Raw genomic sequence first — 25,835 nt, 5'->3', positions numbered from 1 at the left:
TCCGGAGAGGCGACATGCATGCGCTGTACATCAGGTCACGAGCGTAGCCGCGTCCGGCAACTGGCGCATCGGGCATGACCCGCAGAGGTCGCGCGCACGCATGCAGACCTTCAACTACAGTTGTGGCCAAACGTGACGGCCGTGTGTCGGATCGTTCGCCGGACGGTCAGGCTGGCGTGATGCGGTTTGCCCGCGCCCATTCGCCCGCATTCATCTTCTTGCCGCCTTCGGCGCGCAGCTTGAGCACTTCGATCATGCCGCCTTGCGCCTTGATGGTGAGCGACGTATCGCTCACGGCGTGGATGTCGCCGGGCTTGTGCGCGCCGGTGAACTTGCCCATAGTGATCTTGCGGCAGTCGTAGATCCAGGTCTTCACGCCGCCCAGCATCGTCCACGCACCGGGCGCCGGGTTGCACGCACGGATCAGGTTGTAGACCACGTCCACATGGTTCGCCCAGTTGATGCGCGATTCTTCTTCCTGGAACCAGCCTTCGTAAGTGGCCTTCGATTCGTCCTGCACGGTCTCGGTGTGTTTGCCGGCGACCACGAGGTCAGCGGCTTCGAGCAGTGCTGCGACGCCCATCGGGAAGAGCTTGTTGAAGTAGACCTCGCCCAGTGTTTCATCGGGGCCGATCGCGCAGGACTTCTGCAGGATGACGGGGCCTTCGTCGAGGCCGTCAGTGGGCCGGAAGATGGTCAGGCCCGTTTCCTTCGCGCCGAGCGAGATGGGCCAGTTGATCGACGATGGCCCGCGGTGCAACGGCAGCAGGGAAGGGTGGTATTGAATGGTGCCGTGCCTGGGGATGTTCACGAATTCCTGCGGCGCGAACTGCAGCACATAGGCCATCACGCCCAGGTCCACATTCAACGCACGAAGCGCATCTTGCGCAGGCGCGGACCGCAGGCCCTTGAACTGGAAGACAGGCACGTTGCGCTGCGCCGCAGCCTCGCGCAGTGCGTCGGGCTTGGCGCCTTCCTTGTCGGGCTGGCAGAACACGCCGGCCACTTCGTCGCCGCGCGCGAGGAATGCCTCCAGCGCTGCCTTGCCGAAATCCTGTTGTCCGATGATCGCGATTTTCATGTGTGTCCTCGTGGTCGCTGGCCGGCGCTTTCAGCGCAGCAGGAAGTATGCCGCGAGCATGTAGAGCACTACGGCGAATACCCGCTTGAGCGGCCGGATATCCATTCGATGCGCAGTGCGCGCGCCAACGGGCGCCATCAACATGCTCGCCGTTGCAATGATGATGAGCCCCGGCAGGTAGAGGTAGCCGATGGAGCCGGGCGGCATCTGTGGCAGGCCCTGGCCGGCCCAGACATAGCCCACGGTGCCTGCGAACGCGATCGGAAAACCGAGCGCTGACGATGTGCCGACGGCATCATGAATCTTGATGTTGCACCACGTCATGAATGGCACCGACACAAAGGCGCCGCCCGCTCCGACGAGGGACGACAACAGGCCGATCAAGCCGCCCATGGCAAACGTGCCCGCAGCGCCGGGCAGCGTGCGCGACGGCTTGGGCTTGCGGTTGAGGAACATCTGCGTGGCCGAGAACGCGACGAACACGGCAAAGAGCACGCTGAGCACTTTGCCCGGCAGCGCCACGGCCAGCTGCGAGCCTACGAGCGAGCCGCACAGGATGCCCGGCGCCAGCACTTTCACCACGGGCCACAGCACGGCCCCGCGTTTGGCATGCGCGCGCACGGACGACAGCGACGTGAAGCAGATCGTCGCCAGCGAAGTGGCCACGGCCATCTTCACGACGTATTCGGCCGGATAGCCCTTGTTGGTGAGGATGATGGTGACGAAGGGCACCATCAGCATGCCGCCGCCGATGCCCAGCAGCCCCGCGAGAAAGCCCGTGGTGAGCCCGATGGCGAGCAGTTCGGCAATCAGTTGTGGTTCGGGCACTTGGGGGAGAGGTTGGGCGTTGAGCGTTGGGCGTTGGGCGTTAGGCGTGGAAGCCTCACGCATTTTCACTCACGGCGGACGCTGAACGCCCAACGCTCAACGCTCAACCTCTTCAAGGAATCTGGTAGACCGTCAATTCATCTGCAATGCCGCGAAGGTTGCAGCGCTGCGGCACAGGCGTGAGGCCGGCTGCAGAGAGCATGGCTGCCACTGCCGGGTGCTTGACGATCGGCTCGGTCGCGAAGATGGCGCGCGACACGGCCAGGCCCTGCACGCGTGCGGCCACGTTCACCGTCTGGCCGAAGTAGTCGAGCCGGTCGTTCAGCGTTACTGCGAGGCAAGGGCCTTCATGAATGCCGATTTTCAGCAGCAGGTCTTCGCTCTTGCGCGACGCATTGAGCGCCTGCATCGCTTCGCGCATGCCTAGCACGGCGGCAATGCCCCGGTCGGGCGTCGGAAAGCTGGCCATCACCGCATCGCCAATCGTCTTGACGACCGCGCCTGATTCGCGCCGCACCACTTCATTGAGCACGCCGAAATGCGCGCGCACCAGGTCGTAGGCCACCAGGTCGCCAACGCGCTCGTACAGCTCGGTCGAGGCTTTGAGGTCCGTGAACACGAAGGTCAGGCTGGTGATCTTCAGGCGTTGGTCCACTTCCAGCGTGTCGGTGCGAAAGAGGTCGCGAAAAGTCTGGTTGGTGAGCAGGTCGCGCGCCGTGAGGAATTTCTTGCGCTGCCCCAGCATGTGGTGGAGTTCGTCGCCAGCAAGATAGATGGCGGGCAGCACGCGTGCGTCGGTGCGGTTTTCAAGTGTCAGGCGCAGCGGGCCGGGGCGCATCTTCATCGTTCCGGTGGGCGCCTGCACGGCGTTGAAGACGATGCCGACTTCCTGCCGCTCGCGTGTGGGCTCGCCTTGCACGTCGAGGAACTGGGCCGCGTGCGTGACAGGATCGAACACGATGAAAAAGCCTTCGGGCAGTTGCAGCGACATCGTCGCCTTTTCGCCAGCGGGCAGCTCCATCCAGTCGACGACGATTTTCTCCATCAGCTCGCGCATCGGCACGCCGGGCGGAAACTGGATGCCGGAACTCCAGTACACCTGCTGCATGTAGTCCCACATGGGCAGCGCATCGGGCGTGTGCGCGGCGATCTGGCGCACGCGCGGGCTGACGGTGAAGGTCACTTCCACCATGCCGTCGAGCGTGGGCTCATAGCCTGCCGCGCAGATCGCGCAGGGGTAGTCGTGCTGGTGAATGTCATTGATGCTGGTGTTGGCGCTGAGCACGCCGCCGCAACCCGGGCACAGCAGGTTCCACGACATGTCGAACAGGCCCAGCTTGGCCGCGTGCAGGAAGGCGTCGAGCGACTCGTCCAGCTCCAGCGAATGGGCCGACGAAAACTCGATGACGTTGATGCGGTTGAGCTCGATGTCGCTGCCGCTCAGCACCATGGCTTCGATCACGGCAGATGCCCGCCTGCCCGCCGACTGGCGCAGCACGTGGAACCTGGCTTCGGAGTCGCTCATGCGTTCGCCCTTCGGGTTGGACGCGTGCATTCTTGAGCGAAAAAAAGGTGTCTGCAAGTGCCACCGGACCCGCAGCCTGAACCGGGGTTCAGGTGGGCAAGGTCAGCCCGGCTTTGGGTTCATCTGACGCGAGACGATCACGCTAGTCGGGAGATGTTCCAAGCCCGTGCTCGAAGAGCATTGGTTCAAGGACATATAAAGCCCGGCGCGCACTGCAGACAAGTTCATTGTAGGCCGCGCCATCGCATCGTGGTGGCGGAAACCTTGCCATCTGTCGTGCGAATATTTTTGCGCTTGACAGCGCGCTACAAAACGGCGCGCTACAAGACCGCGCGCTACAAAAGCTGGCCGTCGCCCGCCAGCGCGGTGTCCAGCCGCAGAATCAGGCTGGCAAGCCGCGCGTCGTCGGCCACGTTGTTGGCAGGCTGCGCATCCTTGTTGGCAAGGGGCAGAACAGCGGGTGTGAATGTGGCGGCGTTGGTTGCCGCGCCGCGGTCGCTCACGTCGAACGCGAGGTTCAGCGCGGCCAGCACGGCAATGCGGTCGCGCGCCTTGACTTTGCCTGCGTCGCGGATCTTGCACATGGCTGTGTCGACACGCTCGACAGCTTCGAGCAAACGCTGCTCGCCGCCCTCAGGGCAGGCCAGCAGGTAGCTCTGGCCCATGATCTGGACTTCGAGCTGTTTCATTTTCGCGGCCATCGGGGGTTACGCAGCTTTCTTGACTTCGGGCAGGCGCTCGAGCAGTGCATCGACGCGTGAGCGGGCGGCTGCCAGACGCGACTTGAGCGAATCGCGTTCGTGGGTGAGGACTTCGACCTGCTCGGCGAGCAGTGCGTTGGTGCGCTGCAGCTCCTCATAACGCAAAAGGAGTCGCTCGACGCGTTCGGCGATCTTGTCGACTTGTGAGGCGCTGGGCATACGCGAACGATTGTAGGGTTTCGCCGCGGCATCGCGCGTAAAATCGAAAACGTTGGTGCTCGCGGTGTGGTTCGCATGCCGCAGTTCAACGGGAAGCAGGGCGCCCACAGCCTCTTGAGGCCTCAAGCCAACCTGCGCTGCCCCCGCAACGGTAAGCGGATGAATTCGGTCAAACGAATTCCGCTCCATCGACGAAGCCACTGGGTGCGAGTCTGAACACTCGCGCCTGGGAAGGTGATGGAGACGATCCCGCCAGCCCGGATACCGGCCAACAAGGTGGCTGCACGCCTGGAAAGTCGTGCAGCCGTGACGCCCATATGGCCTGCGGGGAAGCAGGCACGGGTTTTTTTGTCCGGTCTTCATCATGAATGTTTCAGCTCCCCCCGCGCGCCCTTCGGCGCTGGTGCTTTCGCTCGTCGCGACTTGCACCGTCACCCTTTCTCCCATCGCATCCGCCCAGTCGTACACGCTGCCACTCACCACCGTCACTGCGACTCGCTTTGCCGAAGTGGCGCAGGCGCTGCCGTTCGGCGTGAGTGTCGTCACAGCGGACGACATCAGCGCCTCGGGCGCGTCCACCGTCAATGAAGCTCTGATGCGCGTGCTCGGCATTGCAGGCCGCCAGGACTTTTTCGGCGGCGGCGAATATGTGCTCGACCTGCGCGGCTTCGGCGGCACCGCAGACAACAACCAGGTCGTGATCGTCGATGGCCTGCGCCTGAGTGAGGCTGACCTGGGCGGCACGCGGCTGGCGGGCATCCCCATTGAATCGATCGAGCGCATCGAAGTGATACGCGGCAGCGGCGCGGTGCTCTACGGCGAAGGCGCGACGGGCGGCGTGATCGTCATCACCACCAAGGCCGGCGCAGGCAAGACGCGGCCCAACAAGGCGTCTGTTTATGGCGCAGCAGGCAGCTACGGGCTGCGTGAACTGCGCGGCAATGTGGCGGTGCAAGGTGGCGGCTTCTCGCTCGACGCTTCGGCTCAAAAGCAGAAGGCAGACAACTACCGCGACCGCTTCGCGTCAGATCTTGATTCGATTTCTGCAACGGGCCAATGGTCCAACGACTGGCTGCGCCTGGGCGTTCGCGGCGCGCACGACGACTTGTCCGTGCAACTGCCCGGTGCCTTGAGCGCGGCGCAGTACGCGGCCAATCCACGCCAGAGCAGCAAGCCGGCGGATGACGCGAGCATCCGCAACCAGCGCGTCGGCGTTTTCGTCAAGGCCGAGCTGGGCAGCTGGCAGGTCACGGGTGATGCAGGCACACGTGACAAGCGCCTTCGCAGCGTGAACAGCGGCTTTGTGTATGACTACGACGTTGCCTCCACCAACTACAGCCTCAACGCGCGCCATGAAGCGAAGCTGGGCGGCGCGGTGAACGTGCTCGTGCTGGGTGCGAGCCACGAGCGCTGGACGCGCGACGTGCTCGGCGCCTTTGGCTCAACGGCCACACAGTCGTCGCGCGCCCTTTATGCGAAGGACGACATCACGCTGGCCGGCGGCACGCGCATCAGTGCGGGTCTGCGCACCGAGCGCATCGTCAAGGACAACACCAGCGCCGCCTCGGGCATCAACGACCGCATGAACGCATGGGAGCTGGGCGCGAGCCAGCCGGTCAGCAGCACGCTGACGGCTTACGCGCGAGTAGGCCGCAGCTTCCGGCTCGCGAACGCCGATGAGTTCAGTTTCACGTCGCTGGGCGCCAGCTTGTTGCCGCAGGTCTCGCGCGATGCAGAGTTGGGCGCGCGCTGGGCGTACACCGGCGGCAAGGTCGACGCGCGCGTGTATTCGAGCCGCTTGACCCACGAGATCGGCTACGACCCGAATGCCGCGAACTTCTTTCCTGGCGCGAACGTGAACTTCGACCCGACCCACAGGCAGGGCCTGGAGATCGACACGAGTCATGCGTTGACGGGCTCGCTCGACCTTCGCGTCAACGCCGCCCTTCGTGAAGCAACATTCCGCAGCGGCCCCTATGCAGGCAAGGATGTGCCGCTCGTGCCGCACCGAACGCTGGCTGTGCGCGCCGACTGGAAGCCCGCTGCCGGCCACCGCGTGACAGGCGGCGTGAACTGGGTGTCGTCGCAGCGCCCGGACTTCGACAACAAGTGCTCGATGCCCGCTTATGCCACGGCGGACGTGCGCTATGCGTGGACGGGCCGCTTCGTCGAGGCCGCGTTGGGCGTGACGAACCTCTTCGACAAGAAGTACTACACGCAGGCGTTCGGCTGCGTGGCCGGCACGACCGAGTCGATCTACCCCGAAGCGGGGCGCGCATTCAAGGCGTCCATCCGCGCTTCGTTCTGACTGGATGACGAACTACCCCCGCGGCCCGCAGCGCATCGTCTGCCTCACGGAGGAGACGACCGAGTGGCTCTACCTGCTCGGCCAGCAAGCGCGGATCGTGGGGATCTCCGGCTACACGGTGCGCCCGCGCCGTGCGCGTGACGAGAAGCCCAAGGTCAGCGCGTTCCTGTCCGCAAAGATCGACAGGATCCTGGCGCTGCAGCCGGACTGCGTGTTCGGCTTTTCGGACTTGCAGGCCGACATCGCGGCTGAGCTGGTGCGAAAGGGCGTGCAGGTCACCATCTTCAACCAGCGCAGCATCGCGGAGATTTTCGGGATGCTGTACCAGGTGGCGGCCATGGTGGGCGAGGCCGCAAAGGGCGAAGCCCTGCTCGACGCAATGCGCCGGCGCCTCGATGAAATTGCGGCGCAGGCCAGCGTCTTGAAGCGCCGGCCCCGCGTATTTTTCGAGGAGTGGGACGAGCCGCACATCAGCTGCATCCGCTGGGTGTCGCAGTTGCTCACCATCGCAGGCGGCGACGATTGCTTTGCCGAACTCGCGTTGATGCCAATGGGCCGCGACCGCATCATCGCGAGTGGTGACGAGATCGTGGCACGCAACCCCGACATCATCATCGGCTCATGGTGCGGCAAGAAATTTCGTGCCGCGAAGGTGGCGGCGCGGCCGGGCTGGGCCCAGGTCAATGCGGTGCGCGACGAACAGCTCTTCGAGATCAAGTCCGCCGACATCCTGCAGCCAGGCCCGGCTGCGTTGACCGATGGCGTCGAACAACTGCACCGCATCGTGATGGCGTGGAGTCAACATCATGACTGACGTGTCTTACTCCCTCCCCCTCTGGGGGAGGGCAGGGGTGGGGGCAAGCAGCGCAGGCAATGCCCTTGTCGCTGCAGTCCTCTTCACACTCCTTCTTCTCGCCACCTTCACCGCCAGCGCCACCACCACCGTCACCGACGACCGCGGCGTTGCCATCACGCTCACCCAGCCGCCCCAACGCATCGTCACGCTCCTGCCGTCCCTGACAGAAACCGTCTGCGAACTCGGCGCATGCCAGCGGCTCGTGGGCGTCGATTCGTTCAGCAACTGGCCCGATGGTGTGCGCCGCTTGCCGCACGTCGGCGGTGTGGACGACGCCAGCATTGAAACCATCGTGTCGCTCCAGCCCGATCTCGTGCTGCTGTCGTCCACCTCGCGCGCCCTGACGCGGCTGGAGAGCCTGCGCGTGCCCGTCTTTGGCGTTGACCTGAAGACGATGGCCGACGTGCATCGCGCGCTGGGCAAAGTTGGCCAGCTGCTGGGCGTGAGCCCGGCTGCGGCGGCAACGATCTCGGCGCGGGTCGACCGCGGCATCGGCGATGCGGCCCGGGGCGTGCCTGCCAGCGCGCAAGGCGCGACGGTGTACTTCGAAGTCGCCACCGGCCCCTATGCCGCGAGCGCGTCGTCGCATATCGGCGAGCTGCTCGCGCGCCTGGGCGCCAGGAACATCGTGGCGGGCGAGCTGGGAAGCGTGCCCAAGATCAACCCCGAGCTCGTCGTGCGGGCCGATCCGCAAGTCATCATCATTTCGCAGCGCGATGCGGCGTCGCTGGCCAGCCGGCCCGGCTGGAGCCGCCTGCGCGCCATCCGTGAGGGCCGAGTCTGCGCGCTGACGCAGCAGCAGGGCGACGTCATCGCGCGGCCCGGCCCGCGGCTGGACGAAGCCGCGCGGTCGCTGGCGCTTTGCCTGGTGAGCACCAAGGGCGGCGCGCGATGACGGGGCAGGGGTCACACACTGCCGCTGTACAGAAGGCCGCAATACACCAGCGCGCCGTGCACAGCGCCGGCGCACTCGCACTCGCCTTGCTTGTCGCGACGCTGCTGTTGGCGGCGGCAGGTGCGGCAGTGGGCAGCACCGGCTGGGAGCCGCTGTGGTCCGATGGCGGCGCCGCAAGCTCGGCTGTCCTGTGGGACATCCGCATGCCGCGCACGCTCGGCGCCTGGCTGGCAGGCGCATTGCTCGGGTTGTGTGGCGCAGTGGCCCAAGGGCTCTTTCGCAACCCGCTGGCCGATCCGTATCTGCTTGGCAGCGCCACCGGCGCGTCGCTGGGCGTTTCGGTGTTGCTCGTGCTGGCGGGTGCCTCACCCATGGCTGCTGCTGGCTGGGGCGCGCGGCTGGGCTTGACGGGCGCTGGATTTGCCGGCGCGCTGATGGCCGTGCTCATCACGCTCGGGCTGGCGCGCGGCGTGCAACACACCTTGCGGTTGCTGCTGGCCGGCGTTGTCGTGGGCATGGTGTGCGGCGCGTTGTCGGCGCTGGTGATGTTCCGCATGCCTGAAGTGATGCTCACGGTGCAGGTGTTCATGCTGGGCACCACCGGCTTCCTGGGCTGGGCGAGCGTTCAGCTGCTGGCTGTGGTGCTGGTGCTTTGCCTGGCCGCTTCAGTCCTCTTCAGCCCGGCGCTCGACGCGCTGTCGCTGGGCGAGACGACGGCGGCCAGCCTGGGCATACGGCTTGCGCCCGTGCGCATGGCACTGATTGCACTCATGGCGTTGGGCACGGCCGCAGCAGTCGCACAGGTGGGGCTGATCGCCTTCGTCGGCCTCGTCGCGCCGCACATCGTGCGCACGTGGATCAAGCCCACGCATCGCTGGCTGCTGCCGCTTTCGGCACTGACGGGCGGCGTGCTGCTGCTCGCTGCCGACGTGTTGTCGCGCTGGCTGCTCGCACCACAAGAGCTGCCAGTGGGTGTGCTCACGGCGGTGCTTGGCGGCGGCTATCTCGTGTGGTTGATGCACCGGAGGCCGCTGTGACTGCCGCCGCTTCAGTCCTGAGCACGCGCGCGCTGCGGGTGACCCTCGGCTCGCGCCGTGCTTCAGGCGCGCCGCCACGTGAAGTTCTGCGCGGCATCGACCTGGACGTGCCTGCAGGCAAGTGGCTCTCGATCGTGGGGCCGAATGGCGCCGGCAAGACCACACTGCTGAAGGCGCTCGCGCAGCTGGTGCCCTACAGCGGGTCGATCGCGCTGCTCGGCCGCGACGCGGCGGCATGGCTCCATCGCGAGCGCGCGCAAAAGCTGGCGTGGCTCGGCCAGAACGAGGCAGGCGCACAAGACTTGCTGGCTCGCGACGTGGTCATGCTCGGCCGCCTGCCGCACCAGTCGTGGATGGGCGGGCCTTCTGCGGCCGACCACGCAGCGGTGGATGCCGCCATGCACGAGACGCAGTGCATCGACTGGCAGCATCGCCCGCTCGGCGAGCTCTCTGGTGGTGAGCGGCAACGCGTGCTGCTCGCGCGTGCGCTGGCCGTGCAGGCGCCGCTGCTGGTGATGGATGAGCCGGTCGCCAACCTCGATCCGCCGCACCAGGCGGACTGGCTGCGCATCGTGCGCGGGCACGTGGCGCGTGGGGGCACCGCCATCAGCGTGCTGCATGAGATCACGATGGCGCTGCACGCGGATGAGATGGCCGTGATGGACGCCGGACTTGTTGTGCACCACGGCGCGTGCGCTGACCCGCGGACGCATCGCGCTGTCGAATCAGTGTTTGCCAGCCGCATTGCCATTCATGCGCTTGCGGGGCAGTGGGTGGCGCTGCCGAAGTCATGACAACGCCTGACGTTGCGTCTATGCTTGCGCCCATTTACAACGAGACGGGACCGACGCCATGTACAAACGAATCCTGCTGGCTTACGACGGCTCCGACGCAGGCCAGAAAGCCTTGCTTGACTGCCAGGACCTGGCGCACTGGAGCTCGTCAGAGCTGTTCCTCGTTGCCGTGATGCCGTCTGCCATGAGTTTTGTCGGCCTGGAAGGCGGCGTGTACGACATGGAGCTGGAAGAGCGCGAGAAGAAGAAGCACGAGGCCGTGCTCGAAGACGGCTTGAAGCGCCTGTCGAATGCGGGCTACGCAGCGCAGGGTGAAGTTGTGGTGGGCGAAGCGATTGACGAAATCACCAAGTACGCGCGCAAGATCGACGCGAACCTCGTCATCGTGGGCCACAAGCACCTCGACAGCTGGGCGGCGCGCTGGTGGCGCGGCTCGATCTCCGGCGCGCTGATCGAACACTCGCCTTGCAGCGTACTGGTTGTGATCACCTCCTGAGGCCCAAGCATGCAGCCTACCCGTCGAATTGCACTCGTTGCCGCGCTGGCCGCGGCGCTCCTGTCTGCCTGCGCCAGCCCCACCGCCGGAACAGATCCCTCAGCCGCCGGCCCTGCAGGCAAACCTAAACTGCTCGTGTTCCTGGTGGTGGACGGCCTGCCGCAGCGCCAGGTGCTGGCCTATCGCGACCAGCTGCAGCCCGACGGCTTTGCGCGCTTCCTGGAGCGCGGCGCGTGGTTTTCGCAGGCGCACTATTCGCACGCGTTCACCGTGACGGCAGCAGGCCATGCGTTGATGCTCACCGGCGCCAGCCCCGAGCGAACCGGCATCATCGGCAACGAGTGGCGGGACCCGGCCACCGGCCGCGAGGTGTACAACACCGGCGACACATCCGCCACCTATATCGGCCACAAGACGAGGGCGCTCGACGGCACCAGCCCGAAGAACCTGAAGGTCGAAACCGTGGGCGATGTGCTGCGCCGCGCCGACCCGCGATCGGTTGTGATCGGCATCTCGGGCAAAGACCGCGGCGCGATCCTGCCCGCGGGCAAGACCGGCACCGCCTACATGTACATGAGCGATGACGGCACGTTTGCCTCCAGCACGTACTACATGAAGCAGCACCCGGCCTGGGTCAATGAATTCAATGCTGCCAAGCCGGCGGACCGCTTCTTCAAGCAGTTCTGGCGGCCCATGCTGGCTGAAGACGCATACGCGCGCTCCATCCCGGATGAGCAGCCGTGGTTCGCAACGCGCGACGCCAGGCTGCCGATGATGATGGGCGTGCCGCAGGACGACGCGCCGGGGCCCGCTTTCTACAGCGCGCTCTTGCGCGGCCCGTATGGCGACGCACTTGACCTCGAATTCGCGCTGGCCGCTGTCGAAGGCGAGAAGCTCGGTCGCGACGACGCACCAGACATCCTTTCGGTGAGCCTTTCGGGGCACGACTATGTGAATCACGCGTTCAGCGCCGAGTCGCGCCTGTCGCACGATCACTTCCTGCAGCTCGATCGCCTGCTGCAAGGCTTCTTTCGAGACCTGGACACGCGCGTCGGCAAGGACAACTGGGTCGCAGTGCTGACGGCAGACCACGGCTTCATGCCGGCGCCTGAGTACAGCAAGACGAAGGGCATCGACGCGGGCAAGATCAATTCGGCGCAGGCACTTGCGCGCATCAACGCGGGCCTGGCGCAGAAGTTCGGCGAGGGCAAGTGGGTGATGGGCTATTCGGCGGCGTCACTCCTGCTCGACAAGCCGCTCATTGCGCAAAAGGGCGTTGACCTGGACGCTGTCGCCGAAGAAGCACGCAGGCTGCTGTTGCTGGAGCCAGGCTTCGAGACGGCGTACACACGCAAGGAGTTGCTGTCCGGCAGCAGGGCGGGCGCGCGGTACTTTGAAGCCTCGCGCAAGTCGTGGCACCCCGATGTGTCGGGCGAAGTGCAGTTCACGCTCAAGGCCAACTACATGTTCAATTCCAGCTCTGCCTCCACCCACGGGTCGCCGCACGAGTACGACACGCACGTGCCTCTCCTGGTGTACGGGCCGAAGTGGGTGAGGCCAGGGCGCATCGACACGAAGGTGGAAGTGACGGACATAGCGCCGACGCTCGCGCACCTGCTTGGCGTGCCTGCGCCGGCCGGGTCGCAGGGCAAGCTGCTGCCTTTGACCGCACCTTGACGCGCGTCCCGCCAGTGGCCTTCCACTGACTTTGCAGGACTTTACCTACGGGGCATCGCGCGGCATGCCGATGGCTGGGCGCCGACGTTAGCATCACACTCTGCCGACTGCGCGTGCGCCAGTCAGAACAAGGACAGTGATGGAACAACAGCAGCCCGACGCCCGCAACCTTCCCGCGCCCCTTGAGCGCCCCCGGCCCCGAATCACGCGTCGTGCCACTGTCATCGGCAGCGTGATCGCCGTGATCGTGGTGGGCGCACTGGGCTGGCTCGCGTGGGACCTGACGCATCCGCAGACGTCTGTGTTTGCGGCTGCGACGGCAGCCTCGGGCAGTGCGCGTCCGGGTGCGAGCGGGCCTGGTGGCCCTGGCGGCGCCAGGCCAGGTGGCCCCGGCGGGCCTGGTGGCCGCGGCGCCACGACGGTCGGTGTCGCGACTGCAGAACGTGCCGACATTCCGATCATCATCGACGCCCTGGGAACCGTCGTGCCGCAAGCCACGGTGCGTGTGCGGCCGCAAGTCAGTGGCGTGCTGCAGCAGATTCTGTTCAAGGAAGGGCAGACGGTTCGCAAGGGCGAGTTGCTGGCCGTGATCGACGCGCGCATGTTCGAGCTGGCCGTGCAACAGGCAACGGGCCAGCGTTTGCGTGACGAGGCATCGCTGCAGGCAGCGCGCGTGACGCTCGAGCGCTATCGCACGCTGCTCAAGCAGGATTCGATCGCGCGGCAGGAAGTCGACACGCAGGAGGCGTTGGTCAAGCAGCTCGAAGCGGCGCTCGTCATCTCCAAAGCGAATGAAGGCACGGCGAAGCTGAACCTGAGCTACACGCGCATCGTGGCGCCAGTGGCCGGCCGCGTGGGCTTGCGCACCGTCGATGTCGGCAATGTGATCAACACCGGCGATGCGAATGGCGTCGCGCTCATCACCCAGGTCTCGCCGATTGATGTGGAGTTTGCGATTCCGCAGGACCAGGCCGTGTCGCTGCAGCAGAACGCGGGCGCCTTCATGGAGGCGAAAGCCTTCGACCGCACGCGAACGAACGTGCTCGATGTGGGCACCTTTGCCTCGCTCGACAACCAGATCGACACGCAGACCGGCACCGTGCGTGCAAAAGCGCGGTTCAACAACACCAGGCTCACGATGTTCCCGAGCCAGTTCGTGAACGTGCAGCTCAATGTGCGCACCATCAAGGACGCAGTGGTCATCCCCGTGTCTGCACTGCGACATGGTGCTGCCGGCGACTTTGTGTTTGTGCTGAAGGCGCAAGAGCGCACGGTGTCGCAGCGGCCCGTGAAAGCTGGCGTGGCGGTGACCGACAAGATCCAGATCGCGAGCGGCTTACAGGCGGGCGAACGCGTGATCACCGAAGGCGCGGACAGGCTGCGCGATGGCTCGCGCGTGATCCTGCCGGGCGAGGCCGGGAGTGCACGTGGCGCGGGTGGCGGTGGCGGTGGAGGATTCGGCGGCGGTGCCGGCGGAGGTGCCGGCGGAGGCGCCGCGGCTGCTGGCGCAGACACTGGCGCTGCACCCGCAGCAGGGGGGGCATCGGGCGAGCAGGGCGCGCGCCGCCGTCGCAGCGCCGAGGGCGGGCCCGCCGATGCGTCGCCTGCAGCGCCGACCGGGCCTTCCGGTGCTGGTGGCGGCGCTGGTGGTGCGCCTGCCGGTGGTGCCGGCAGCGCGGCCGACAAGCCCACCCCCGAGCAGCGCGCGCGCTTTCTCGACTCCGTCAAAGACGATCCTGAAGCCCTGGCCCGCCGCAAAGGCTTTCTTGAGAAGATCGACAAGGGCGACCCTGAAGCGCTGGCACGCTGGCAGCAGATGAAGCAGCGGCGCAGCCAGCAGCAATGAGCCCGTCGCGCCCCTTCATCCTGCGGCCAGTTGCCACGTCGCTGCTGATGCTGGCGATCGTGCTGGCCGGCATGGTGGGCTTCAGGTTCATGCCGCTGTCGGCGCTGCCGCAGGTGGACTACCCGACCATACAGGTGCAGACGCTCTACCCCGGCGCAAGCCCGGAGGTGATGGCGCAAACCGTGACGGCGCCGCTGGAGCGGCAGTTCGGCCAGATGCCGGGCTTGTCGCGCATGGCATCGACGAGTGCGGCGGGCGTCTCCATCGTCACGCTGCAGTTCGGCCTGGGCCTCGCGCTCGACGTGGCTGAGCAGCAGGTGCAGGCGGCCATCAACGCGGGCGGCTCGCTGCTGCCAGCGGATTTGCCCGCGCCGCCGGTGTACGCCAAGGTCAACCCGGCCGACGCACCCGTGCTCACGATGGCGATCACGTCAGACACGCTGCCGCTCACTGAGGTGCAGAACATCGTCAACACGCGGCTCGCGCTGAAGATCAGCCAGGTGGCCGGTGTGGGGCTTGTGACGCTCGCAGGCGGGCAGCGGCCGGCCGTGCGCATCCAGGTCGATACGCGCGCGCTGGCGTCGTACGGGCTCACGCTCGACAACGTTCGCACGGCAATCACGGCCGCGAACGCCAATGGCGCCAAAGGCAGCATCGACGGCGCCACGCGCGCCTACACGATCAACGCGAATGACCAGCTCGTTGCGGCAGCGGATTACCAGAACCTCGTCATCGCTTTTCGCAATGGTGCGCCGGTACGTCTCACTGACGTTGCCAAGGCCGTGGAGAGCGCAGAGAACGTGAAGCTCGGCGCGTGGGCCGTGGTGGATGGCCAGATCAAGCCCGCGATCATTCTCGACGTGCAGCGCCAGCCCGGCGCGAACGTGATTGCCACGGTGGACGCCATCAAGGCCCGCCTGCCTGAACTCACGGCGGGCCTGCCCGCATCAATGAAGGTCGATGTGCTGAGCGACCGCACCAAGGGCATCCGCGGCTCGGTGAACCATGTGCAGATCGAGCTGGTGCTGGCCGTGGTGCTCGTGGTGCTGGTGATCTTCTTCTTCCTGCACAGCCCGCGTGCGACGCTCATAGCAAGCCTGGCCGTGCCGATATCGCTCATTGGCACCTGCGGCGTGATGTACATGCTGGGCTACAGCCTGAACAACCTGAGCCTCATGTCGCTCACGATTGCGACGGGCTTCGTGGTGGACGACGCGATCGTGATGATCGAGAACATCTCGCGCCACATCGAAGATGGGCAGCCGCCGATGGAGGCGGCGCTGCAGGGCGCAAGCGAGATCGGCTTCACGATCATTTCGCTGACGGTGTCGCTGATTGCCGTGCTCATTCCGCTGCTGTTCATGGGCGATGTGGTGGGGCGGCTGTTCCGCGAATTCGCCGTGACGCTGGCGATCACGATCCTGATTTCGGCGGTGGTGTCGCTCACGCTGGTGCCGATGATGTCGGCGCGCTGGCTCACGGCGCACCCGGGTGGCGAAAAGGGCCTGGGCGGAAAAATCCAGCGTGGGTTCGATCGCGTGGTTGACCGGTATGACGTCGCGCTCACGTGGGTGCTGGAGCGGCAAGGCCTCACGTTGCTGGTTGCTTTCCTCACGCTCGCGCTCACGGTGCTGCTCTACATCTTCATCCCCAAGGGCTTGTTCCCCACGCAGGACACGGGCCAGTTGCAGGCGCGGGTGGAAGCATCGCAATCGGCGTCTTACACCGAGATGGCGAAGATGCAGCAGGAAGTCGCGCGGCTGATCATGGAAGACCCTGACGTCGAAACGCTGTCGAGCATCGTGGGCGTGGACGCAGCCAACAACACCATGCTGCACACCGGCCGCATGCTGATCAACCTGAAGAAGGACCACACGCAGCAGGACGAATTGATGGACAGGCTGCGCAGCCGTGCGCAGCGTGTGCCCGGCATCACGCTGTACCTTCAGCCCACGCAGGACTTGACGATCGACGCTGAGACGGGGCCGACGCAATATCGTTTGTCCATTGAAGGCGCGGACAACGCCACGGTGACGGAGTGGGCCAGCAAGCTCGTGCAGCAGCTGCGCAGCAACGACAAGGTGCGCAACCCGACGACTGATGCTGAAGCTACCGGCGCGGCTGTGTATGTGGAGATCGACCGCGACACGGCGGCGCGGCTGAATATCTCCGCCTCGGCGATTGATGAAGCGCTCTACAGCGCCTTCGGCCAGCGCATCGTCTCGACCATCTTCACGCAGACCAACCAATACCGCGTGATTCTCGAAGCCCGGCCTGACAGCGCCGCCACGCCTGCATCGCTGGGCATGGTGCAGCTGAAAACATCGTCGGGCGACCCGACGCCGCTCTCCGCCGTGGCGAAGATCACTGAAGTGCGTGCGCCGCTGCAGATCACGCACGTGTCGCAGTACCCGGCGACGACGGTGGGCTTCGACACCGCGCCGGGTGTGTCGCTGGGCACAGCGGTTGATTCGATTCGCGATGCAGCGAAAGAGATCAATCTGCCTTCAAGCGTGACGATGACTTTCCTGGGCGCATCGGGCGCTTACGAGTCGTCACTGTCGAACCAGCTGTGGCTGATCCTGGCGGCGGTGATCTGCGTGTACATCGTGCTGGGTGTGCTTTATGAAAGCTACATCCATCCGCTGACGATTCTCTCGACGCTGCCTTCTGCGGGCGTGGGCGCGCTGCTGGCGTTGATGGTGACGGGCAATGACCTGGGTGTGATCGGCATCATCGGCATCATCTTGCTGATCGGCATCGTGAAGAAGAACGCGATCATGATGATCGACTTTGCGATTGAGGCCGAGCGTGTGGAAGGCAAGCCGCCGCGCGAGGCGATTCACCAGGCGGCGCTGCTGCGCTTCCGGCCGATTTTGATGACGACGCTGGCCGCGCTGTTTGCGGCTGTGCCGCTGATGTTCGGGTGGGGCGATGGGGCGGAATTGAGAAGGCCGCTGGGGCTGGCGATTTTTGGCGGGTTGATCGTGAGCCAGCTGCTGACGCTGTTTACGACGCCGGTGATTTATCTGGGGTTTGATTCGCTGGCGCGGAAGTGGGGAAGGAAGGCGAGCGCATGAACCTCTCCCAGCCCTTCGTCCGCCGCCCCGTTGCCACAGTGTTGCTCACACTGGGCCTGGCGCTGTCGGGCATAGGCGCGTTCTTCGTGTTGCCCGTGGCGCCGCTGCCGCAGATCGACTACCCCGTGATCTCCGTCAGCGCATCCATGGCGGGTGCGTCGCCCGACACGATGGCAACGAGCGTTGCCACACCGCTGGAGCGCCGTCTGGGCGTGATTGCGGGCGTGAACGAAATGACGTCGAGCAGCGGCGTTGGCTCCACCCGCATCAGCCTGCAGTTCGACCTGAATCGCAAGATCGATTCAGCCGCGCGCGAAGTGCAGGCGGCCATCAATGCGTCGCGCGCCGACCTACCGTCGAGCTTGCGCAGCAACCCCACGTATCGCAAAGCCAATCCGTCGGCATCGCCCGTGCTGATCCTGGCGCTGACATCGCCCACGCGCTCTGCGGGGCAGATCTACGACTCGGTCTCGAACATCATCCAGCAGCGCGTGTCGCAAGTGCCGGGCGTGGGCGATGTGGAGCTGGGCGGCGGGTCGCTGCCGGCCGTGCGTGTGGACCTGATGCCGTTTGCGCTCAGCCGCTACGGCGTGAGCACGGAAGACATACGCGCCGCCTTGCAGGCGAGCAGCCCGAACCGGCCCAAGGGCACGATTGAAGGAGCGGGGCGGCAGCTACAGATCTACACCGGCACAGGGCCGAACTCCGTGCGGCGGCCCATGGCGTCGGACTATCGCAACCTGGTGGTCGCGTGGCGCAATGACGCAGCCATTCGCCTGACCGATTTGGCCGAGGTGAGCGACAGCGTCGAGAACATCAACACGCTGGGCCTGTTCAATGGCTCGCCAGCTGTTGTCGTGCTGATTACTCTGCAGCCCGGCGCGAACGCGATTGAAACCGTGGACAGCGTGCGCGCAATGCTGCCCGAGTTGCAGGAGCAACTGCCCAAAGACATCAAGCTCGAAGTGGCAACCGACCGCACGAACTCCATCCGCTCGTCGCTGCATGAAGTGGAGCTCACGCTGGGCATTGCCATCGTGCTGGTCGTGCTGGTGGTGAGCGCGTTCCTGCGCAGCGCCCGTGCGACGTTCATCCCGGCGGTAGCGACCATCGTGTCGCTGCTCGGCACCTTCGGCGTGATGTACCTGCTGGGCTTTTCGCTCAATAACCTGAGCCTGATGGCGCTCACGGTGGCGACGGGCTTTGTGGTGGACGACGCGATCGTGGTGCTGGAGAACACCACGCGCCACATCGAGGCGGGCATGGACCGCTTCAAGGCGGCGCTGCTGGGCGCGAGTGAAGTGGGCTTTACGGTGCTGTCGATCAGCTTGTCGCTGGTGGCCGTGTTCATTCCGCTGCTGTTCATGGGCGGGCAAGTCGGCCGGCTGTTCCGCGAGTTTGCGGTCACGCTTTCGGCGGCAGTGATGATTTCGCTGGTGATTTCACTCACGACCACGCCGATGATGTGCGCGTGGCTGCTCGACCCCAAGGGCCACGAGAAGAAGCCAGGCCGCGTCTCGCGCTGGTTCGAGCGCGGCTTTGTGCGCATACAGCGCGCGTACGAATATTCGCTCGACTGGGCCTTGTCGGCGCGCTGGCTGGTGCTCGCAATCTTCCTGCTGGTGGTGGCGATGAATGGCTACCTCTTCACGATGATCCCCAAGGGCTTCTTCCCGCAGCAGGACACGGGGGCGATTCAAGGCGGCGTGCGCGCTGACCAGAGCATCTCGTTCCAGGCCATGCAGGACAAACTCAAGCAGCTGGTGGACATCATTCGCGATGACCCGGCGGTGGAAAACGTGGTGGGCTTCACTGGTGGTGGGCGGGCGGGTGGCGGCTTCATGTTTGTGAACCTCAAGCGCGGCGTGGCGGGCGCGGAGAAGGGCCAGGCCGTGATTGCGCGGCTGCGGCCCAAGCTGGCGCGCGTCACGGGCGTGAGCCTGTTCCTCAACCCGGTGCAGGACGTGCGCATGGGCGGGCGCCAGTCGAACAGCACCTACCAATACACGCTCAAGAGCGACAACATCGACGACTTGCGCAAATGGGCCAGCCGCCTGGCCGAGGCGATGAAGCGCCAGCCCGCGCTGGTGGATGTGGATACCGACCAGCAGGAAAACGGCGTGGAGCTGTATGTCGATGTGGACAAGAATAGTGCATCGCGCCTGGGCATCAATTCACGCGATATCGACAACGCGCTGTACAACGGCTTTGGCCAGCGGCAGGTGGCAACGATTTACGGTGAGTTGAACCAGTACCGCGTGATCATGGGCGTGGCGCCCAGCTACACGAAGAGCCCGAGCGCGCTGAACGATATTTATGTGCCGGCCAGGGGCACGCCAGGCAGCGCCGTGACGCCCGTCAACACCACGCCGGTGACGGTGACGACCACCAGTGCCTCTGCCATCAACCCGAGCCTGCGTGACCAGGCCACCGGGCAGGCGGTGGCCAGCAAGGTGACGACGATGGTGCCGCTGTCGGCCATTGCCAAATTCTCCGAGCGCGCCACGGCCAGTGCGGTGAACCACCAGGACGCGGAGCTTGCGACCACCGTGTCGTACAACCTCGCGGAAGGCTTCAACCTGCAGGACGGGCAGCAGGCTGTGCGCGACGCGGAGGCCGAGATCGGCATGCCCATCAACGTGCGCGGCAGCTTCCAGGGCACGGCACGCGCCGCGCAGGATTCGCAGCAACAGCAGCCCATGCTGATCCTGGCGGCCATCGTCGTGATCTATATCTTGCTGGGCATTTTGTACGAGAGCCTGGTGCACCCGATCACGGTGCTTTCCACACTGCCATCGGCCGGTGTGGGCGCGGCACTCGCGTTGATGATTTTCAACATGGAGTTGTCCATCATTGCGCTGATCGGGCTTTTTCTGCTGATCGGCATTGTGAAGAAAAACGCGATATTGATCATCGACTTTGCGCTGGAGGCAGAGCGCTCGCGCGGGCTTTCGCCACTTGAAGCGGTGCGTGAGGCATGCCTGCTGCGCTTCAGGCCGATCTTGATGACGACGCTGGCGGCGGGCCTGGGGGCGCTGCCACTGGCCATCGGCTTCGGTGAGGCTGCCGAGTTGCGCAGGCCGCTGGGCGTGGCGATCATTGGTGGGCTGATCGCAAGCCAGGTGATCACGCTGCTGACCACACCTGTGATCTACCTGTTGCTGGACAAACTGCGCCGCCGCAGCCCGCTCGAGCGGCAATTGGGCCGGCACGCCGCGCCGGAGATGCAAAACGTATGAAGCTGCAAAGAACTATTTTGGCTGTGGCGATGGCGGGCGCTATCGGCGGCTGCGCCGTGGGCCCCGTTTATCAACGGCCAGCCGTGGAGACGCCCGCTGCATTCAAGGAAGGCCAGGGCGAGTGGGTGCGCGCCGTGCCGGCAGACATGCTGGAGCGCGGGCCGTGGTGGCAGCTCTTCCAGGACCCGGTGCTCAATGAGCTGGCCGCGCAAGTCGAAGTGTCGAACCAGAACGTTGCTGTTGCCGTGGCCGCTTATGCGCAGGCGCGCGCACTCACGGCGCAGCAGCGCGCCACGCTGTTCCCTACGGTGGATTTGAGCGTGAGTGCCAATCGCAGCGGCGGTGGCGGCGGGCCTGCGGCCAACCGCTTCCAGGTGGGCCTGGGTGGCGGCTGGGAGCCTGATGTGTGGGGCCGCTTGCGCACGGCAGTGAATGCGGCGAACGCGGGCGAGCAGGCGAGCCTGGCCGACCTGCAATCGGCCAAGCTGTCGGCGCAGGGCGAACTGGCGCTGAACTACTTCAACCTGCGCCAGCTCGATTCGCAGATTGAATTGCAGAAGCAGACGATTGCCGGCTACGAACGCTCGCAGACCATCGCGACCAACCGCTACAACGCAGGCATTGTTGCGAAGACAGACGTGCTGCAATCGCAGACGCAGCTGATCAACGCGCGTGCCGACATGCTGGGGCTGGAGCGGCAACGCGCCACGCTCGAGCATGCGATTGCCGTGCTGGTGGGCCGCGCGCCCGCGAACTTCAGCATTGCCGCGCGGCCCGTGTGGCAGGGCGAGGTGCCTGATGTGCCGGTGGATGTGCCATCGACACTGCTGCTGCGGCGGCCCGACATTGCCGCTGCCGAACGGCGCGTGGAGCAGGCGAACGAGCAGATCGGCATTGCGCGCGCGGCGTACTTCCCGAACATCAGCTTGTCAGCCTCGGCCGGGCAGGGCGCGGCGCGCATTGGCGACCTGTTCAGCAGCTCGGCACTGGCATGGTCGATTGGCGCGTCGCTGGCGCAGGCGCTTTTTGATGGCGGCGCGCGAAGTGCGCGGGTGGACAGTGCGCGTGCGGGGCTGGAGTCAGCCGCAGCGCGGTACCGGCAGACAGTGCTGTCTGCCTTCCAGGAGGTGGAAGACCAGCTCATCGCCTCGCGCATCCTGCAGCAGCAGCTGGTGCTGCGGCAGCAAGCGTCGCAGGCGGCGAGCCTGGTGGAACAGCAGGTGCTCAATCGCTACCTGGCGGGGCAGGTGAGCTACACCGAGGTGGTGAGCGCGCAAGTCACGGCGCAGAGCGCACGGCGTGCGCTGGTGGCCGCCCAGTCGGACAGGCAGGTGGCCGCCGTAGCGCTGATCCAGGCGATGGGCGGGGGCTGGCGCGGGCTTTGATCAGTGCGTTCGCGCTAGCATGGCGGCAATGACCGCACTCGAACACCTTTCAACCCCCGCCGCCCTCATCGACACCGCGCGCATGGCGCGCAACATCACGCTCATGCAGACGCGCATGAATGAGCTTGGCGTGAAGTTTCGCCCGCACGTGAAGACGTCGAAATGCATCGAAGTCGTGCGCGCGCAGGTGGCCGCAGGCGCCAGCGGCATCTGCGTATCGACCCTGAAAGAAGCAGAGCAGTTCTTCGCGGCGGGCATCACCGACATTCTTTATGCCGTGGGCATGGCGCCCGTGAAGCTGGCGCAAGCGCTGGCGCTGCGGCGCAAAGGCTGCGACCTGAAAATCATCACCGACAGCGTGGAAGGCGCCACAGCCATCGCCGCCTTCGGGCGCGAGCATGGCGAAGTGTTTGAGGTGTGGATCGAGATTGATACCGACGGCCACCGCTCGGGCGTCAAGCCTGAAGACGCTGTGCTGATCGACGTGGGCCGTGCCTTGCACGAGGGCGGCATGCAGCTGGGCGGCGTGATGACGCATGCGGGCGAGAGCTATTCATTGAACACGCCAGAGGCACTGCGTGCGATGGCAGAGCAGGAGCGATCGGGCTGCGTGCGTGCGGCGCAGCGCCTGCGCGATGCCGGCTTGCCGTGCGCGGTGGTGAGTGTGGGCTCGACGCCCACGGCGCTCGCGGCGCAGCAGCTGGAAGGCGTGACGGAAGTGCGCGCCGGCGTGTATGTGTTTTTTGATTTGGTGATGGCGAACATCGGTGTGTGCCAGCCCGACGACATTGCGTTGAGCGTGCTGACCACGGTGATCGGCCACCAGCGCGAGAAGGGCTGGGCGATTGTGGATGCGGGCTGGATGGCGATGAGCCGCGACCGTGGCACGGCGAGCCAGCAGCACGACTATGGTTATGGCCAGGTGTGCGACGCGCAGGGGCGTGTGTTGGAAGGCGTGGTGATGAGCAGTGCCAACCAGGAGCACGGCATCGTGTCAGCCGCGGATGGGTCGCGAGAAGACATGGCGAAGCGATTTCCGGTGGGGACGCAATTGCGCATCTTGCCCAACCATGCATGTGCGACGGCAGCGCAGTTTCCGCAATATCAGGCGTTGCAGGCGGCGGGTGAAGCGGCCGAGTGGCCGCGCTTTTACGGCTGGTGAAACGAATGACTTCGACAGTGACGCGCATCAATCCCCCCACGATGGCCAAGCCGGGCGGGCACTACAGCCACGTGAGCGTGGCCAATGGATTTGTATTTGTGTCGGGCCAATTGCCGATCAAGCCTGATGGCACGAAGCTGGTTGATGCGTCGTTTGAGGAGCAGGCCGCGCAAGTGCTGGCGAACGTGCGGGCGGCCCTGGAAGCCGCGGGCAGCAGCGTTGCGCAGTTAGTGCAAGTGCGCGTGTACGTGGCGAGCCTGGACGACTGGCCTGCGTTCAATGCGGTGTATGCGTTGTGGGCCGCAGAGGCGCGGCCGGCGAGGGCAGTGGTGCCGACGGGGCCGCTGCACTTTGGGTTCAGGGTGGAGGTGGAGGCGGTGGGGGTGGTGGCGGCTTAAGAGTGGGTGAGCCGCGTTGCCCGGTTTGGCGCAAGATTTATACCGGTGGCGTGCCGGATAAGTTGGAAAAGCACTGGAGCTAGGCGGTTTTATCGTGCAAACCGGATGAATATTTAGCGGTTTTATTCGGCATGCGTTAGGCTGCGTGATAAAAGTTTTGAGGCAACGATTCAGAAGGGGTGGGGACGTGGGAATTCAGCTTGGTGGTCAAGGACTTGCGTGCGGTTTGACGCAAGGTGAAGCGAGAACCTGCCGGTTTTATCGTGCGGGTTTGCTTGAGACATTACGTTAGATTGCATGGAAACCGTCGCCACCATCCTCGTCTATGCGACATTCGCTGTGCTTACAGTTGTCTCCCTTGGAACTGTTGTCATGGCGTTCACGCTTCGTCGCCGCTTCCCTGAACTCTGGCAGCAATTGGGTGCGCCAACGGAGTGGCTCGGTTTAGTGCGAACGTCGCGAGACCGACATGTCTTAGAGTTCTTGGAGCACAGAGACTATCGGCGTACTGCCGATGCCGCGTTCATCCGGCTGTGCGAGGGCCTCAGAGTTGGGTGGTACTTATTCTTGCCGCTCTTTGTTCTGGCGCTCGTATGCTTGGGCATCGCGCTATTTCCCAAGCTATGAGCAAGCAATCTAACTGGACAATCGAGATGGACGCCCGGGTGCGTCCGCTCCCTTCGGTCGCACCTAAGCCCGGTCGCCACTCATTTCTACGTTATGCAGCTTGCCGTGCGTGACATCGCAGATCGACTTCTTGAGCACCGCCGTGCTGGCTGGATTGGTTCAAGGCCCTTGTTCAAACAGTACGCGCAAGCCTCGGGTCCGGAACTCGCGGAGGTTGAGTCAAGGCTAGGCATTTCACTGCCTGCTTCCTTGGTGTCATGGTTGGCCACGGTGGGTTTCGGTGATATCGACGAAGACCTGAGTTTCCGTGCGGAATGGTTTTCAGTTGTCGAGCAGGGCGAGCTAAAGAGTGCCGTCTTGTTCGCCCAAGACACGCTGGGAAATTTCTATGGCTACCTTCCGGTCAATGAACGCATCGTTTTCTTTTCTAGGTCGGAGCCGGGTTACGCTTTCCTGGCTCAGAACTTTCGAGAATTTCTTGAAGAACTCGAGCGTCGTGACTGGAGAGTTATGAACTGGGTTGAGTCAATACAGCTTCGTCCATATCGGTGGGCTGCATAACATGTCAATCGACACGGACGCACAGCAGCAGGCTACGGCTCGCGCCGCAGTTGCTGTGCGCCGGTCATCTTTACGTTATGCAGCAGCATGAAGTGGATTTGCGGCACTTACGCCGCCAAGTCGAGTCCGAGTTTCTGCGCTGCGCCGTCACATACGAGCCAGCACCGGCAGGCACTACGCTCGGCACTGCATGGAGCAAAGAGCGTGTCGAGCACGAAGTTGAGGCAATGGCCACACTCGTTGTCGATCCCTTTTTTGTTCAGTACGAGTCGGGCGATGACTTGCAGTTACCCGAGCATCGTCTCATCGGTGTCCGCGGAGCTTTCGTCGTTGCAGAAGACCAGAGCTATCTCCTGCTCTACGACTTCGAGGCCGAGGACTACGTGCTCGCTTGCCGTCAGTCCGACGGGCGCCTAACTGCATGGGGAATCAGAGGTGATGCTGCAAGTACATTTCTCGCCCGGTAGTCAGCTGCATAACTTGTCAATCGACACGGACGCACAGCAGCAGGCTGCGGCTCGCGCCGCAGTTGCTGTGCGCCGGTCATCTTTACGTTAAACATGAACAAGCGAAATTCGTGGTTCATCATCGCCGCTGCTTTCATTGCGGGTGGGACTACGCCTTGGCTTATTCCGACTGAATGGCTTAAGTACGGACTTTGGCTCGGTCTAGGCGCTTCGTTTCTATTTGGTAGTTTGGCCGCGGGAAGTGCAGATCGCGACAGACCGGCTTCGCTCTTGCTGTGGCTCTTGATAGGCACCGACCAGCCGACCGCAACGATCCGCAACTATCAGGCTGTCACACTCTTCTTTGCTTCAGTGGCGTATTTAACTGGTCTTGCGCTTGGAGCATTCGGGGCGGTCCATGCTTAACTTGTCAATCGACACGGACCCACAACAGCACAAAGCGGCTTCGCCGCAAGTCGTCGTGGTCCGGTCATTTTTACGTTATCCCTCACTGTTTGCCCACGGCTAACATGAACAAGTCAATACTCGTCGTTCTTTGTGCATTGCTTCTGCCCGCAGTTTCGCGAGCCCAGGACAAGCCTCTATTGGATGAAGCTGCAGATGCGACGTGCACCGCATTCCTGGCGCCAATCTTGGGCAAGAAAGAAATTGCG

Annotated in this window: 20 protein-coding genes, 1 other RNA gene and 1 riboswitch; of the genes, 15 read left to right on the top strand and 6 right to left on the bottom strand. The window is 64.6% G+C overall.

Annotated elements, in window-relative coordinates:
* Positions 1-166: 166 nt before the first annotated feature.
* The 6 genes from GHT07_RS08370 to zapB form a co-directional block, all read right to left on the bottom strand.
* On the bottom strand, positions 167-1,081 hold the full coding sequence (locus tag GHT07_RS08370) for a methionyl-tRNA formyltransferase (RefSeq protein ID WP_153584637.1): 915 nt from the start codon (positions 1,079-1,081) through the stop codon (positions 167-169).
* A gap of 30 nt (positions 1,082-1,111) precedes the next feature.
* Positions 1,112-1,909: a sulfite exporter TauE/SafE family protein gene (locus GHT07_RS08365; RefSeq protein WP_323740846.1), complete on the bottom strand. Its 798-nt coding sequence runs from the start codon at positions 1,907-1,909 to the stop codon at positions 1,112-1,114.
* Between the two features lie 112 nt (positions 1,910-2,021).
* Positions 2,022-3,434, bottom strand: a complete 1,413-nt coding sequence (locus GHT07_RS08360; RefSeq protein ID WP_153584635.1) for an adenylate/guanylate cyclase domain-containing protein — start codon at positions 3,432-3,434, stop codon at positions 2,022-2,024.
* Positions 3,435-3,478: 44 nt separating this feature from the next.
* Positions 3,479-3,658: non-coding RNA, 6S RNA (ssrS, locus tag GHT07_RS21810), on the bottom strand.
* A 111-nt stretch (positions 3,659-3,769) separates the two neighbouring features.
* Positions 3,770-4,123 carry a cell division protein ZapA gene (locus tag GHT07_RS08355; RefSeq protein WP_153584634.1) on the bottom strand — a complete coding sequence of 118 codons (354 nt, stop codon included), beginning with the start codon at positions 4,121-4,123 and terminating at the stop codon, positions 3,770-3,772.
* An 18-nt stretch (positions 4,124-4,141) separates the two neighbouring features.
* Entirely contained in the window at positions 4,142-4,354 is a 213-nt protein-coding gene (zapB, locus tag GHT07_RS08350) for a cell division protein ZapB (RefSeq protein ID WP_153584633.1), read from the bottom strand.
* Between the two features lie 36 nt (positions 4,355-4,390).
* Positions 4,391-4,641: riboswitch (cobalamin riboswitch) on the top strand.
* Positions 4,642-4,718: 77 nt separating this feature from the next.
* On the opposite strand from zapB, the gene GHT07_RS08345 reads away from it, so the two are divergent.
* The 15 genes from GHT07_RS08345 (at position 4,719) to GHT07_RS08275 (ending at position 25,182) form a co-directional block, all read left to right on the top strand.
* On the top strand, positions 4,719-6,662 hold the full coding sequence (locus tag GHT07_RS08345; protein WP_153584632.1) for a TonB-dependent receptor: 1,944 nt from the start codon (positions 4,719-4,721) through the stop codon (positions 6,660-6,662).
* 4 nt (positions 6,663-6,666) lie between these two features.
* Positions 6,667-7,476 carry a cobalamin-binding protein gene (locus GHT07_RS08340; RefSeq protein WP_153584631.1) on the top strand — a complete coding sequence of 270 codons (810 nt, stop codon included), beginning with the start codon at positions 6,667-6,669 and terminating at the stop codon, positions 7,474-7,476.
* 37 nt (positions 7,477-7,513) lie between these two features.
* A complete protein-coding gene (locus tag GHT07_RS08335) occupies positions 7,514-8,413 on the top strand; it encodes an ABC transporter substrate-binding protein (RefSeq protein WP_323740845.1) in 900 nt (299 codons plus the stop codon).
* Positions 8,410-9,450 (top strand): FecCD family ABC transporter permease, encoded by a 1,041-nt coding sequence (locus tag GHT07_RS08330; protein ID WP_153584629.1) that lies wholly within the window; start codon positions 8,410-8,412, stop codon positions 9,448-9,450. Before GHT07_RS08335 ends, GHT07_RS08330 begins: the two co-directional genes overlap by 4 nt.
* Entirely contained in the window at positions 9,447-10,244 is a 798-nt protein-coding gene (locus GHT07_RS08325; protein WP_395686000.1) for an ABC transporter ATP-binding protein, read from the top strand. Before GHT07_RS08330 ends, GHT07_RS08325 begins: the two co-directional genes overlap by 4 nt.
* A 58-nt stretch (positions 10,245-10,302) precedes the next feature.
* Complete coding sequence (locus GHT07_RS08320; RefSeq protein WP_153584628.1) at positions 10,303-10,740, top strand: universal stress protein; 438 nt, start codon at positions 10,303-10,305, stop codon at positions 10,738-10,740.
* A 9-nt stretch (positions 10,741-10,749) separates the two neighbouring features.
* Complete coding sequence (locus tag GHT07_RS08315; protein WP_153584627.1) at positions 10,750-12,417, top strand: alkaline phosphatase family protein; 1,668 nt, start codon at positions 10,750-10,752, stop codon at positions 12,415-12,417.
* 139 nt (positions 12,418-12,556) lie between these two features.
* Positions 12,557-14,263 (top strand): efflux RND transporter periplasmic adaptor subunit, encoded by a 1,707-nt coding sequence (locus GHT07_RS08310; protein ID WP_153584626.1) that lies wholly within the window; start codon positions 12,557-12,559, stop codon positions 14,261-14,263.
* A complete protein-coding gene (locus tag GHT07_RS08305) occupies positions 14,260-17,343 on the top strand; it encodes an efflux RND transporter permease subunit (RefSeq protein WP_153584625.1) in 3,084 nt (1,027 codons plus the stop codon). The genes GHT07_RS08310 and GHT07_RS08305 overlap by 4 nt, the downstream gene beginning before the upstream one ends.
* Complete coding sequence (locus tag GHT07_RS08300) at positions 17,340-20,582, top strand: efflux RND transporter permease subunit (RefSeq protein WP_153584624.1); 3,243 nt, start codon at positions 17,340-17,342, stop codon at positions 20,580-20,582. The genes GHT07_RS08305 and GHT07_RS08300 overlap by 4 nt, the downstream gene beginning before the upstream one ends.
* On the top strand, positions 20,579-21,967 hold the full coding sequence (locus tag GHT07_RS08295) for an efflux transporter outer membrane subunit (protein ID WP_153584623.1): 1,389 nt from the start codon (positions 20,579-20,581) through the stop codon (positions 21,965-21,967). The genes GHT07_RS08300 and GHT07_RS08295 overlap by 4 nt, the downstream gene beginning before the upstream one ends.
* 19 nt (positions 21,968-21,986) lie before the next feature.
* Positions 21,987-23,129 (top strand): DSD1 family PLP-dependent enzyme, encoded by a 1,143-nt coding sequence (locus tag GHT07_RS08290; RefSeq protein ID WP_407646602.1) that lies wholly within the window; start codon positions 21,987-21,989, stop codon positions 23,127-23,129.
* A gap of 5 nt (positions 23,130-23,134) precedes the next feature.
* Positions 23,135-23,527: a RidA family protein gene (locus tag GHT07_RS08285; protein WP_153584621.1), complete on the top strand. Its 393-nt coding sequence runs from the start codon at positions 23,135-23,137 to the stop codon at positions 23,525-23,527.
* A gap of 732 nt (positions 23,528-24,259) precedes the next feature.
* Positions 24,260-24,715 (top strand): SMI1/KNR4 family protein, encoded by a 456-nt coding sequence (locus GHT07_RS08280; RefSeq protein ID WP_194792882.1) that lies wholly within the window; start codon positions 24,260-24,262, stop codon positions 24,713-24,715.
* Between the two features lie 77 nt (positions 24,716-24,792).
* Entirely contained in the window at positions 24,793-25,182 is a 390-nt protein-coding gene (locus tag GHT07_RS08275) for a hypothetical protein (protein ID WP_153584619.1), read from the top strand.
* Positions 25,183-25,835 lie beyond the last annotated feature (653 nt).

The sequence above is a fragment of the Caenimonas koreensis DSM 17982 genome (assembly GCF_009646335.1).
GTDB classification, from domain to species: Bacteria; Pseudomonadota; Gammaproteobacteria; order Burkholderiales; family Burkholderiaceae_C; genus Ramlibacter; species Ramlibacter koreensis.
This window is presented reverse-complemented; position numbering and strand designations above follow the sequence as displayed.

What these genes read in the sequence shown, in the direction of transcription:
- GHT07_RS08370 (WP_153584637.1), bottom strand. Translation starts at nt 1,081, where the DNA reads ATGAAAATCGCGATCATCGGACAACAGGATTTCGGCAAGGCAGCGCTG.
- GHT07_RS08295 (WP_153584623.1), top strand. Translation starts at nt 20,579, where the DNA reads ATGAAGCTGCAAAGAACTATTTTGGCTGTGGCGATGGCGGGCGCTATC.
- GHT07_RS08340 (WP_153584631.1), top strand. Translation starts at nt 6,667, where the DNA reads ATGACGAACTACCCCCGCGGCCCGCAGCGCATCGTCTGCCTCACGGAG.
- GHT07_RS08355 (WP_153584634.1), bottom strand. Translation starts at nt 4,123, where the DNA reads ATGAAACAGCTCGAAGTCCAGATCATGGGCCAGAGCTACCTGCTGGCC.
- GHT07_RS08310 (WP_153584626.1), top strand. Translation starts at nt 12,557, where the DNA reads ATGGAACAACAGCAGCCCGACGCCCGCAACCTTCCCGCGCCCCTTGAG.
- GHT07_RS08345 (WP_153584632.1), top strand. Translation starts at nt 4,719, where the DNA reads ATGAATGTTTCAGCTCCCCCCGCGCGCCCTTCGGCGCTGGTGCTTTCG.
- GHT07_RS08285 (WP_153584621.1), top strand. Translation starts at nt 23,135, where the DNA reads ATGACTTCGACAGTGACGCGCATCAATCCCCCCACGATGGCCAAGCCG.
- GHT07_RS08320 (WP_153584628.1), top strand. Translation starts at nt 10,303, where the DNA reads ATGTACAAACGAATCCTGCTGGCTTACGACGGCTCCGACGCAGGCCAG.
- GHT07_RS08315 (WP_153584627.1), top strand. Translation starts at nt 10,750, where the DNA reads ATGCAGCCTACCCGTCGAATTGCACTCGTTGCCGCGCTGGCCGCGGCG.
- GHT07_RS08275 (WP_153584619.1), top strand. Translation starts at nt 24,793, where the DNA reads ATGCAGCAGCATGAAGTGGATTTGCGGCACTTACGCCGCCAAGTCGAG.
- GHT07_RS08300 (WP_153584624.1), top strand. Translation starts at nt 17,340, where the DNA reads ATGAACCTCTCCCAGCCCTTCGTCCGCCGCCCCGTTGCCACAGTGTTG.
- GHT07_RS08330 (WP_153584629.1), top strand. Translation starts at nt 8,410, where the DNA reads ATGACGGGGCAGGGGTCACACACTGCCGCTGTACAGAAGGCCGCAATA.
- zapB (WP_153584633.1), bottom strand. Translation starts at nt 4,354, where the DNA reads ATGCCCAGCGCCTCACAAGTCGACAAGATCGCCGAACGCGTCGAGCGA.
- GHT07_RS08290 (WP_407646602.1), top strand. Translation starts at nt 21,987, where the DNA reads ATGGCGGCAATGACCGCACTCGAACACCTTTCAACCCCCGCCGCCCTC.
- GHT07_RS08305 (WP_153584625.1), top strand. Translation starts at nt 14,260, where the DNA reads ATGAGCCCGTCGCGCCCCTTCATCCTGCGGCCAGTTGCCACGTCGCTG.
- GHT07_RS08360 (WP_153584635.1), bottom strand. Translation starts at nt 3,434, where the DNA reads ATGAGCGACTCCGAAGCCAGGTTCCACGTGCTGCGCCAGTCGGCGGGC.